This window comes from Mesorhizobium sp. B3-1-7 (assembly GCF_006439385.1).
In the GTDB taxonomy this organism is placed as follows: Bacteria; Pseudomonadota; Alphaproteobacteria; order Rhizobiales; family Rhizobiaceae; genus Mesorhizobium.
On sequence record NZ_VFTL01000058.1, the window covers coordinates 16849 to 28030 of the forward strand.

The following is an 11182-nucleotide window of genomic DNA, read 5'->3' on the forward strand; positions in this document are numbered from 1 at the left end:
TTTCATTTTCATCTGAGTTTAATCCGGGGGTCGATGAAGGGGGCGATGATGTCGGCGAGAAGGTTGCCGAGCACGATGGCGAAGGCCGAGACCAGGGTGACGCCCATGATGATCGGGATGTCGACACGCTGGATGGCCTGCCAGGCCAACTGGCCGATGCCGGGCTAGCCGAACACGCTTTCGACCACCACGATGCCGCCCATGAAGATGCCGACGTCGATGCCGATCATGGCGACGACCGGCAGGATGGCGTTGGGCAGCGCGTGACGGAACAGGATGGCGCCGCGCGCCAGTCCCTTGGCGCGGGCGGTTCGCATATAGTCCTGGCGCAGCACGTCGATCATCGACGAGCGCATCATGCGCGCGTACCAGCCGGCGCCGAGTATGCCCATGGTCAGCGACGGCAGCACGAGGTGGCGCCAGCTGCCGTAGCCGCCGATCGGGAACCAGCCGAGCCTGACGGCGAAGACGTAGAGCAGGAGCAGACCGACGACGAATTGCGGCGCCGAGACGCCGACGAAGGAGGCGACCATCAAGGTCTGGTCGGTGGCGGTGCCGCGCCTGACGGCGGCGATCAGCCCCATGGTGAGGCCGATGGCCAGCTCGCTCAGGATGGCGCCGACCATCAGCAGCAGGCTGGCCGGCAGCCGCGAGACGATGAGTTCGGTGACTTCCGAGCGCTGGATGTAGGAGCGGCCGAGATCGCCACTGACGAGCCTCGTGAGATAGTGCCAGTACTGGACGATGAAGGGCTGGTCGAGCCCGAGCTGGCGTCGGATGTTCTCCACCGTTTCGGGGGTGGCGCTGCGCCCGGCGATCTGGCGCACTGGATCGGCCGGCAAAAGATAGAGCAGCGCGAAGGTGATCAGCGAGACGCCAAGCAGGATGAGCAGCGACTGGATGAGCCGGCGGCCGAGATAGGCGATCATGACCGGCCCCCCATTATTCCCGCCCTCTCTGCGTCGGGTCGAGGATGTCGCGCAGCGCGTCGCCGATCAGGTTGAAGGCCAGCGCGAGCGCCAGGATCGCGGCGCCCGGGAAGAACACCAGCCAGGGCGCCGCCTGGAAATAGGTCTGGTTCTCGAAGATGATGTTGCCCCACGACGCCGTCGGCGGCTGCACGCCGATGCCGAGATAGCTGAGCGTGGCTTCGAGCAGCACCGTGGTCGAGATGCCGAGCGTGCCCCAGACGATGATGGTCGGCAGGAGATGCGGCAGGATGTGGCGGATGAGAATACGCGGCGCGCTCGCCCCTATCGTGCGCTCGGCATCGATGAACTCGCGTTCGGAGAGCGACGAGGTTTCGGTGTAGATGACGCGCGCGGTCTGCACCCAGTTGACCAGCGCGATCACCATGGCGACGATCCACAGGCTCGGCTCGAACACCGCCGCCAGGCAGATGGCTAAAAGCAGCGCGGGAAAGGCCATCATCAGGTCGGTGAAGCGCATCAGCGCGCTGCCGATCCAGCCCCGGAAATAGCCCGCCGTGACGCCGACCAGCGTGCCGATCAGAAGCGCCACGCCGTTGGCGACGATGCCGATGATCAGCGAGGTGCGCGCGCCGAACAGGATGCGGGTCAACAGGTCGCGGCCGAGCAGGTCGGTGCCCAGCCAGAACTTGGCGTTCGGCGGCAGCGGCGAGCCTTCGAGCGTCAGGCCGTCGAACATCTGCTCGTTGGGATCGTAGCCGGTCAGCCATGGGGCGAGGATGGTGCCGGCGAGCACGATGGCGATAATGAACAGCCCGACCAGCGCCAGCGGCCGCCTGACCAGCCGGCGCCAGACGCCAGCGCGCGGCTTTGCCGGCATCCGGCCCGTCGAAAGGTCAGGCGCGATGGGATTGGTCATCGCCGCCCTCCGCTTCGGTCATCGCCACGATGCGCCGGGCCGCTTCCTCGACGCTGATCTGCCAGTTCATCGCCAGCGATCTGAGCTGCGCGTAGGCGCGGTCGTCGTCGCTGCCTTTCGACAAAGCCGCGACCGCGCGCACGATGGTCTGGCGCTCGCCGACCCGCTGGCGCAGCGACGCGATCTCGCCGGCAAGCTGCCTGCGCGCCTCGAAACTCTGCCGGGCGATCAGCAGCGCGCTGTAGACGCCGGCGGTCCCGACCGGTTTCAGCAATTGCGCATCGGCCTTGTGCGACAGCGCCCATTCGATACGGCCCGGCGCCTCCGAGCCGATCAGCGCCACCAGCGGCATCGGCGCCTCGCCGGGCTTCCACGGGAACTGCTCGTCGAAGCCGAGGTCGGCGTCGAAGAACACGAAATCCGCTGCCAGCACCTCCGCCGGCAGATGCGGCCAGCACTCGACCGCCGCGAGGCCGATCGCCGACAACTGCCTGGTGATCGCCTGCACCGTGGTGTGCGGACGATGCAGCACGAAGGCCTTGGCGCCGCCGAGATTGGGGATGCGCGCGGCGCGGCTCACGACACCACCCTGAGCCGCGGACGGCCGAAGACTTTGGCCGGATCGTAGCGCGAAAGATAGGGATCGGGCGCCACCTCTTCCTCGCGGCTCACCACCTCGAAGAAGCCGTCGGCAATACGCCCGATGATCACCGGCAGGGTCGCATGCTGGGTGTGCGGATCGATGGCGATCGGCCCGAGGCGGGTCGCGAAGCGGCGCTCGGCGAAGGCTTTCGAGAATTCCGCCGGGCCGGCGTCCGGGTTGCCGGCAAGCACGTCCGCCATCACCTGCACCGAGGCATAGGCGGAGGCTTCGAGGGACGAGGCGAAGGCGGCCGGGCGCGGCGCGAAATAAGGCCCGGCCGACAGGTGGCCCTTGCCCGTTTCGCCGATTGCCGGCAGCTCGCCCTCGGTGAGATTGCACGAAATCACCGGGCAGGCGCCAGGCTTGAAGGCCGCATCCTCTCGTCCCAGGTCGCGATAGGCAGCGAGGAAAGCATAGGACGAGGTGCCGATCAGGTTGTTGAGGATGAAATTCGGCCGCGTGACGCGGATTTCGTCGATCAGGCGCGAAACGCCGGTCTCGCCGATGCGCAGATAGCGTTCGCCGAGCACCTTGCCGCCGGCGTCGGCGGTCAGGTCGCGCGCGACGCGGTTCATCTCCCAGCCCCATATGTAGTTCGAGCCGAGCAGAAAGCCGTTGGCGCCGAAACGCGGCGCGACATGAGCCATCAGCGGCACCAGATGCTGGTTCGGGCAGGCATGCATGTAGACGACATGCTCGTTGGCCTCGAAGCCTTCATACGGGCAGGCATACCAGAGCATGCCGCCCGCCTTCTCCAGCACGGGAATGGTCTCCTTGCGGCTCCAGGAGGTGATGCAGCCGACGACATGGCGGGCGCTGCTGGTGCGGAAGATGTCTTCGCAGAGCGTCGCGTAGCGGTCGGCGTTGCTTTGCGGATCGCGCTCGACCGGGACGAGCTCGATGCTTTGCGCGCGATCGGCGTTGATGTCGGCGATCGCGCGCATCGCCCCCAGCCGGCAGGCGTCGGAGACGAGCTGATAGCTGCCTGACCGGGAATAGAGGATGCCGATCTCGATACGTCGTTTCAAGCAAGGCCCCAAAAATGAAAAAGCCTCGCAGCCAGCGCCGGATGGGCGAGGCATACGAGGCATTCTTGCCGCCCGGCGACCAAAGCCGGTATTTTCGTCGAGCTACCCTATTCCCTACCGTCCGTCAGTCAAGCCTGAAAGTTGAAGGCCATCTAGTCCCGCAGGCTGAAGACGAAGGGCGCGGTGCGGGTGACGCGCGCGCCGAGTTCGGCCGGCGGGGCCGGCACGGAGGCGCCCTGCAAGGCCCCGAGCGCCGCGCGGTCGAGATCGCCGTCGCCCGAGGATCGCGCCAGTCGGGCCGAGACCACCCTGCCGGAGGTGTCGACCGTGAAGGTCACGCTCGGCGTGCCCTCGGCCCGCCTGGAGCGCGCCGCGCTCGGATAGCGGGTGTGCCGCCTGATCCATGCCTCCAGGCTGGAATTCCAGCGCGACGGGCTGACGCTGGAGCGCGGCGGCGCATTCGAGGACAGTGGCGCGGCCGCCTTCGCCGCCGCCTTGGCGTCGATGCTGGCGGTGGTCGCCGCCCTGGGTGGAGGCGCCCTTTCCTTCCCGATCCGTTTTTTCGGTTTTCCGACCGGTTTCTTCTCAGTCTTCTTCCTGGGTTCTGCCGGCTTTTGCACCTTCACCTCCGCTTCCACCGGTTTTGCTTGCGGCAGCGGAATGACGACGTCCGGGGCGATCGCCTCGACAGGGTCCGGCACGGCCTCGTCCAGCGGCTTCTGCTCGCTCAGCGCGGCAATGGCCCGTTCCGCCGGCGCGGCCTGCTCGGCTTCTTGCGTATCGTCGGCATCGGATGGCTGTTCGGTCACGGGCTCGGCCTGTTCCACCGCCGGCGCCGGGTCGGTCGCCGGTCTTATGTCGACGGGCTTTTCCGTGTCCGCCGCATCGGGCGGCTCCGGTGTCACAGTGTCCAGCATCGCCGCCTCTTCCGGCACTGCAGGCGCGATGACCAGCGGTGCCATCTCGACCGCCAGCGCCGGCGGCGGACCGCCATCCTGCATCTCGGCGAAACTCAGGTTCTGCACCGCATAGGCGACCGCCACATGGGCGGCCAGAATGATCGCGGCGGCGCTCGTCCACCGGCCGGCCTCACGCGCGCCGAAGCGCGGCTGGGAAATCCGGGAACGGGCGGCGACCGTCATGGCGCCGAGTTTCCGCCCGGCGTCGGGACGAGGTTCGCGCCGGCCGCGGGCATTTTGGGCACGGCCCGCCCGCCGGCATCGCCAGCTGTTTCGAGGCCGACCAGCGCGACCTTGAGATAGCCGGCGCGGCGCAGCAGGTTCATGACTTCCATCAGGTCGCCATAACCGACCGTCTTGTCGGCGCGCAGGAAGATGCGTGTCTGCTTGTCGCCCTTGGTGCGGCTGTCGAGCACGCCGGCAAAGGCCGGACGGGGCACACCGTCATTGCCGATCGCCAGCGTCAGATCGGTTTTCAAAGTCAAGAACAGCGGTGTCTCGGATCGCGGCGCCGGCGTTGCCGTCGATCCGGGCAGGTCGACATTGACGTCGACGGTCGCCAGCGGCGCCGCTACCATGAAGATGATCAACAGCACCAGGATGACGTCGATGAACGGGGTGACGTTGATGTCGTGGCTTTCCTCGAGATCGTCGCCGGCAGTCTCGCGAATCCGCGCCGCCATCGCCGTTACTCCGCAGCCATGGCCGTTGCCGGCGGCACGGTGCGGAAATCGAGGTCGCGGCTGACCAGCCGCTCGACGCCTGCTGAGGCGTCGGCCAGGATCTGCCTGTAGCCGGCTATCGAGCGCGCGAAGACGTTGTAGATGACGACCGCCGGAATGGCCGCGACAAGGCCCATGGCGGTCGCAAGCAGCGCCTCGGCGATGCCGGGCGCCACGACCGCCAGATTGGTGGTCTGCGCCTGCGAGATGCCGATGAAGGCGTTCATGATGCCCCAGACGGTGCCGAACAGGCCCATGAAGGGCGCCGTCGAGCCGATGGTGGCGAGCAGGCCGGTGCCGCGCGACATGCGCCGGGCCGCCGCCGCCTCGATGCGCGAAAGCCGGGAGGCGACGCGCTCCTTCAGGCCGTCGCCGGAGGCATGGTCGAGCGCGCCGGCCGAAAGCGCCCGTTCCTCCTCCGCCGCCCGCACCAGAAGCGCGGCTGGGCCGCCGCTGTGGCCAAGCTCCCGGCCGGCCTGCATCAGCGTCGCGGCGTTGCCGATCGCATCGGCGGCGCGGCGGGCTCTCAGCTTGCCGCCTAAGACCTCCAGCGACTTGGCGAGCCAGATCGTCCAGGTGACGAGGGAAGCGAAGGCCAGCCCCACCATCACCGCCTTCACGACGATGTCGGCATTCATGAACATGCCCCAGGGCGAAAGGTCATGCGGCAGTGCCAGCGAGATGGAGCGCTCTTCGCCTGTGGCGTTGTTCGGGGCCGGTTGGATGCCCGGTTCCACCGGCGTGGCGACGGGCGCCTGCGCCGCCGGCATTTGCGGGGCGGGAGCGACGGGTGCTTGCGCTGCCGGAGCCTGCTCGAGGGGAGCCTGCACGGTGGGCGCCGATTGCTGCGCTGCCGGCTGTTCCTGTGCCTTGGCGAGGCCGGCCGAAAGAATGAGGCACGCGGCCAGCGCCGCGAAAAGACCGTTTCGGGACAAGGCTCGTCCTCGCTTCATCATTGCACATATCCGATCGGCTGGACGGGTGGACTTGCCCGAGCCGTTGTGGCCGACAAGGCCGTAGACGCGCGAACGGTGCAGATCGAGCAAGGCCGGACCGAGCAGCCTGCGTCCGCCGACGGCGAAGCGCACGGCGTCGACATGAAAGGCTGTCCAGCTCCGGCCAACATCCGCCTCCAATGCAGCGGCCGCCATCCAAGGCAGGTGCCAGGCGGCCAATGCTGGTTGACTATGAAACATGACTTTGCAAGTCAACTATAAAGGTGACTGTAGTTATCAACAATGCAACGCGTTCCCCAATATCGGTTCGGCACGCTGCAAGGTCTGGACGGCATGGCAGTTGCTGGGCACGATGCGCGCACAACAACCAAGGCAGGCGGCCGATGATCAAGGCGGTACCCTTCGACTTCCCCTATGACGGCAGGCTGGTGCCGCAGCATACGGCGCTGCTGGTGATCGACCTGCAGGAGGATTTCCTGTCGCCGAACGGCTACTTCGCCAGGAAGGGCTACGATCCATCGCCGCTGAGAGCCATCCTGCCGGCGGTCAACCGGCTGATCGAGGCCGCTCGAACCGCCGGCCTAACCATCATCCACACCAGGCAGGGCTATCGCGCCGACATGGCCGACATGACGCCTTACGAAAAATGGCGCCGCAAGCGGGCTGGCCTCGACGGCACCGATGTCCTGCTGCGTTCCGGCCCGGGCTTCCAGATTTCCGCCGACATCGACGTGGCGCCGCAGGACATCATCATCGACAAGACCTGCAACAGCGCCTTCACCTATACGGATCTGGAGCTCGTTTTGCGGGCGCGCGGCATCACACATCTCCTGTTCACCGGCTGCACGACGGATGTCTGCGTGCACACCACATTGCGCGAGGCCTGCGACCGCAACTTCCAGTGCCTGACGATTGCGGACGCCTGCGCCAGCGGCGACCAGTATGCGCACGAAGCAGCGCTGCATATGGTGACGGTGGAAGACGGGGTCTTCGGCGCGCTAGCGGACTCGGAGGCGGTCATTGCCGCGTTGCGGCAGCTCGCGGGCGCAATGCGTTGAGGATTTCGTGGTTCCATCGTATTTTTTTCACCCCCACCGTTCCGTTTTCGATTCCGGCTTCGTCTTGAGGGTCGTAACAGGTGCGGGAGCCGCAACGGCCTCCGCCATCAGGACAAACGGAGCCAAGCCATGTCGACCACAGTGACCCTGATCAACGTCTTCACCGCCAAGCCGGGCAAGCAGCAGGAACTCGCCAAGACGCTTGCCGAGGGCACGAGGGCCTTCTTCAGCAAGCAGCCGGGCTCGGTATCGTCGTCGGTGGTCGTCGGCGACGACGGCAGCAAGGTCGCCAATATCTCGCAATGGCGTTCGGCGCAGGACATCGCCGCCTTCCGCGGCGATCCCCGCTTCGCCGATTACATGAAGAGCATCGTCGAGCTGGCCGCCGGCGAGAGCATGATGGGTCACACGACCTATTCCCATACGGGCGGGATCGAAGACTAGGAGGACGCGTGACCGGTTCGCAGGATCAGTCCGTTGCGGCGACCGAAACCAGGCTTCGCGCCTTCGAGCGCGAGGCCGCCAGCCTGAGGGCCAAGCTGCACCGCTACGCTTCGCGCATGGTCGGATCCGTCATCGATGGCGAAGACATCGTCCAGGAGGCTTTGGCCAAAGGCTTCGTGGCGATCAGGAATGGCGACATGCCCGACAAGACCGAACCCTGGCTGTTTCGCATCGCGCACAACGCGGCGCTCGATTTCCTGCGCAAGCGGACCCGCTTGCGAGGGCGCGAAAGCGAGGTCGAGCTCGACATGATCACCGACGAGAATTCGGCGCTGGATGCGCGCATGGCCGCCGAGGCGAGCCTAGCCGAGCTGATGCAACTGCCGCCGGCGCAAAGATGCACGGTCGTGCTGAAGGATGTGCTGGGACACAGCCTGGAGGAGATCGGCGAAATCCTCGAAACCTCCGACACGGCGATCAAGGGCGCGCTGCAGCGGGGCCGCGAGAGCCTGCGCAAGCTGGCGGCCGCGCCGCGCATGGCGCCGCCCTACCCGGCGCTCGACCGGCAGGACATGCGCCGTCTCGGTGACTATGTGGCCGCCTTCAATGCCAGGGACTTCGATACCTTGCGCGGGCTGCTGGCCGAGGACGTCAAGCTGGAGCTGGTCAACCGCTTGCGCGCCGACGGCAAGGAATATGTCGGCAATTACTTCGGCCGCTATGCCGACGAAACGCATTGGCATTTCACGACCGGCCTTGTCGAAGGCCGGCTCGCCATCCTGGTCACCAGTCCGGAGCGTCCGGACGGGCCGCCGCGCTACTTCATTCTCATCGATTGGGAGAACGGCCGGATCGCCGGCATCCGCGATTTCCTGTTCGCGGATTACGTCATGGACGGCCTGGATTACTCATCCCAGCCGTAGGGAGGCCGGCGTTAGCGAAGGTGGATCTCAGGGAAGGTCTGGGACGCAAGGATCCCCGGTTGCGGAACCTCCACCTCGCGCCGCGCCAGCGAATTCGCGACCAGCGTGATCGTCTCGCGCCCGATGCGGGCGATCTCGCTTGGGCGGTCGATGCCACCGATCATGAACTCCTCGATGCCAAGCGCGGCATAGGGCAAAAGTGCCAGGGCAATCCGCGCCGGCGGCCCGGCAAGCTCGACCGCCTTGTGATCCGGAGTGCCCGTCCAGCCGTCCGGGTGAATGCGGACAGGCAGCGCAAAGCGCAACCTGCCGGCGCGGCCATGTTCCGCCGCGGCGCCGCGCACGCGCTGCATCAGTTGCGCGACCTCATCCGGGGAGCCGGCGGCCAGCTCGAAGACATCGGCATGCTTTCCGACGACCTTCAAGGCCATGCCGGACTGCCCACCGAGACGGATGGCGAGGTCGGCGCCATGCGGTCCCTTGCGCGGCACGAAGCCGCCGCGGACGCTGTAGAAGGCGCCTTCATGGTCGAAGGGCCTGTCGTTCGACCATAGGCGCTTCAACAGCACCAGATATTCGTCGATGCGCTGCCACACCACGCTGTGGCCAACGGGCCGGGCCTCGGCGTCGCTGTCCTCCAGCGGCTCGCTCAGCATGCGAAGCGACAGGCGGCCGCCGCTTTTGCGGTCGAGCGCCGCGAGCTGCCTTGCCGCCACCGTCGGTTCGATAACGCCGGCCCAGTGCGTTAGCACCACCTCCAGCGAGCCGGTGCGGTCGAGCGTCTGCGCGGCGATGTCCATATTGGTAAGTAGGCCTGCGGGGTCATCCACCACCAGCTTGCGAAAACCGGAATCCTCGATCAGCGACAATTTGGTCGCCGTCTCGGCGAAATCGTAGAAGAAGCTGCCATTGGCAGGCTTGCCTGGAACATGCGTGAACTCGATCGGCATTGCCATCTCCTCCATCACGTTGGGTCGCCCCGCTTCAAAAGCTTCTAACCAGACCTGAGACGCTGGCGCGCGACGACGCCCTGGCGCCCGGCCAGTTTTCCACTCCGATTGCTCGACTCAGATTGTTTGACGGCGGGTCTGGGCCCGCCTTGGATCAGGGGATCAGCCCCAGGATCACCGCGCCGGTGAACACGAACGCAAGCGCGAAGACGAGATAGGCGAAGGTGCCGCCATAGGCGGGCCTCCAGCTTTGATCGGCAGTCAGCCTTTGCCCCTTGCGGGCGGTCTGGGCGTTCTGGCTATAGGACATATCGACCTCCGTCACGGCCATTAATCTATAAAGTTAGTAGACTTTGTCGATTGTTATTTTCGAGCGATTCCTGGAATGATTTTTTAAAAGAGGGCGGATCATGGTTTTTCATACTCGCAGCGCAGGCGATGTAGCCGATATCGGGACATGGGCAATCTGGCCGAACGGGTTGAAAATCAGCCGTTTTCGCGGCGTTCACAGGCACAATATCCAATGGCTCGAACGGTCTTGGCTGCCTCGCGCATGACGGATAGCATCGCTTGGGCCGATATGGGCGGCACTGAAGGAGCAATAAGAATGGGTGGAAGGCTGGCGGGCAAGGTCGCTATCGTTTCGGGCGGTGCGACGGGCATGGGCGGGGCGGCTTCGGAATTGTTTGCCGCCGAAGGCGCAAAGGTGGCAATCATCGACCGCAACGGCGAGGCGGCCGGCAAGACCGCCGCGGCGATCCGGGCGCGGGGCCATGTCGCCGAGCATTTCGTGGCCGACGTTTCGGACGAAGCACAGGTCGAGGCGGCGGTGAAGGCGGCGACGGAAAAGCTCGGCCCGGTCACGGTGCTGTTCAACCACGCCGGCACCATCGTCATCAAGCCATTCCTGGAAACAAGCCTGCAGGAATGGGACTGGCTGCATGCCGTCAACGTGCGCTCGATGTTCCTGATGACGCGCGCTGTGCTGCCCGGCATGATCGCCGCCGGCGGCGGCTCGATCGTCTGCACATCGTCGATCTCAGCCGTGGCGGCGACGCCGAACGAAGTGCTCTACGACACCACCAAGGGCGCCTGCCACATGTTTGCCCGCGCCATCGCGGTGGAATTCCGCGACCGCAACATCCGCTGCAACGCCGTCTGCCCCGGCTTCATCCGCACGCCGCATGGCTTGCGCGAAGTGGCCGATCTCGGCAAGCTCGGCGTCGACGTCTCGGACGCGGCGATGGCCGCGCAGCAGGGCCGCATCGGCGAGCCGGAGGAAGTGGCGAAGGCCGCGCTGTTTTTGGCCAGCGACGAATCGAGCTTCGTCAACGGCGCGCATCTGTTCGTGGACAACGCGTTCACGGCGATTTGAGGCCAGCTTGGCGCCTTCCTCTCCCCCGTCGATCGGGGGAGAGGTGTCGAGCGTAGCTGGACGGAGTGGGGGTCGACCCTTGGCGCGGTGCCGAAATACTCTGGCGCCTGGGCCCCATTTCAATATTCGTTGGCGACGGTTGCAAGGTGGTTCCCCCACTCCGTCGCTGCTTCGCAGCGCCACCTCTCCCCCCTCCGGAGGGCAGGGGAATCGCATATGGCGTTTTTGGGGTTGAGTTTAGGCTGAGAAAGGATTCTTTGGAGAGGCAGTTGAGCG

12 protein-coding genes and 1 pseudogene are annotated in these 11182 nt (G+C 66.0%); 4 read left to right on the plus strand and 9 right to left on the minus strand.

Annotated features, from left to right (window positions below; genetic code table 11):
* Nucleotides 1-8: 8 nt before the first annotated feature.
* The 7 genes and pseudogenes from FJ417_RS31610 to exbB form a co-directional block, all read right to left on the minus strand.
* Nucleotides 9-929: pseudogene (locus FJ417_RS31610) on the minus strand (ABC transporter permease).
* 13 nt (nt 930-942) lie between these two features.
* Nucleotides 943-1848: an ABC transporter permease gene (locus FJ417_RS31615; RefSeq protein WP_140786159.1), complete on the minus strand. Its 906-nt coding sequence runs from the start codon at nt 1846-1848 to the stop codon at nt 943-945.
* Nucleotides 1826-2428 (minus strand): ANTAR domain-containing protein, encoded by a 603-nt coding sequence (locus tag FJ417_RS31620; protein ID WP_140786160.1) that lies wholly within the window; start codon nt 2426-2428, stop codon nt 1826-1828. The genes FJ417_RS31615 and FJ417_RS31620 overlap by 23 nt, the downstream gene beginning before the upstream one ends.
* Nucleotides 2425-3519 (minus strand): transporter substrate-binding protein, encoded by a 1095-nt coding sequence (locus FJ417_RS31625; RefSeq protein ID WP_140786161.1) that lies wholly within the window; start codon nt 3517-3519, stop codon nt 2425-2427. Before FJ417_RS31625 ends, FJ417_RS31620 begins: the two co-directional genes overlap by 4 nt.
* A 152-nt stretch (nt 3520-3671) precedes the next feature.
* Nucleotides 3672-4661 carry an energy transducer TonB gene (locus FJ417_RS31630; RefSeq protein ID WP_140786162.1) on the minus strand — a complete coding sequence of 330 codons (990 nt, stop codon included), beginning with the start codon at nt 4659-4661 and terminating at the stop codon, nt 3672-3674.
* Complete coding sequence (exbD, locus tag FJ417_RS31635; RefSeq protein WP_140786163.1) at nt 4658-5161, minus strand: TonB system transport protein ExbD; 504 nt, start codon at nt 5159-5161, stop codon at nt 4658-4660. The genes FJ417_RS31630 and exbD overlap by 4 nt, the downstream gene beginning before the upstream one ends.
* Nucleotides 5162-5166: 5 nt before the next feature.
* Nucleotides 5167-6135 carry a tonB-system energizer ExbB gene (gene exbB / locus FJ417_RS31640; RefSeq protein ID WP_140786169.1) on the minus strand — a complete coding sequence of 323 codons (969 nt, stop codon included), beginning with the start codon at nt 6133-6135 and terminating at the stop codon, nt 5167-5169.
* 404 nt (nt 6136-6539) lie between these two features.
* Between exbB and FJ417_RS31645 the strand changes: the two genes are divergently transcribed.
* The 3 genes from FJ417_RS31645 (at nt 6540) to FJ417_RS31655 (ending at nt 8581) form a co-directional block, all read left to right on the plus strand.
* Entirely contained in the window at nt 6540-7214 is a 675-nt protein-coding gene (locus tag FJ417_RS31645; RefSeq protein WP_140786164.1) for an isochorismatase family cysteine hydrolase, read from the plus strand.
* 129 nt (nt 7215-7343) lie between these two features.
* Nucleotides 7344-7658, plus strand: coding sequence for an antibiotic biosynthesis monooxygenase (locus FJ417_RS33725; RefSeq protein ID WP_140786165.1), 315 nt, complete (start codon nt 7344-7346; stop codon nt 7656-7658).
* A gap of 8 nt (nt 7659-7666) precedes the next feature.
* Entirely contained in the window at nt 7667-8581 is a 915-nt protein-coding gene (locus tag FJ417_RS31655; RefSeq protein WP_246687618.1) for a sigma-70 family RNA polymerase sigma factor, read from the plus strand.
* A gap of 11 nt (nt 8582-8592) precedes the next feature.
* Here the strand turns inward: FJ417_RS31655 and FJ417_RS31660 are convergent, their stop codons facing one another.
* Together FJ417_RS31660 and FJ417_RS31665 are read right to left on the minus strand one after the other, a co-directional pair.
* On the minus strand, nt 8593-9531 hold the full coding sequence (locus FJ417_RS31660; protein ID WP_140786167.1) for an LLM class flavin-dependent oxidoreductase: 939 nt from the start codon (nt 9529-9531) through the stop codon (nt 8593-8595).
* A gap of 154 nt (nt 9532-9685) precedes the next feature.
* On the minus strand, nt 9686-9841 hold the full coding sequence (locus FJ417_RS31665; protein WP_140647018.1) for a hypothetical protein: 156 nt from the start codon (nt 9839-9841) through the stop codon (nt 9686-9688).
* A gap of 297 nt (nt 9842-10138) precedes the next feature.
* On the opposite strand from FJ417_RS31665, the gene FJ417_RS31670 reads away from it, so the two are divergent.
* The gene (locus FJ417_RS31670; RefSeq protein WP_140786168.1) at nt 10139-10906 is read left to right on the plus strand and encodes an SDR family oxidoreductase; all 768 of its coding nucleotides are present in this window, start codon (nt 10139-10141) and stop codon (nt 10904-10906) included.
* The last annotated feature ends 276 nt before the right edge of the window (nt 10907-11182 follow it).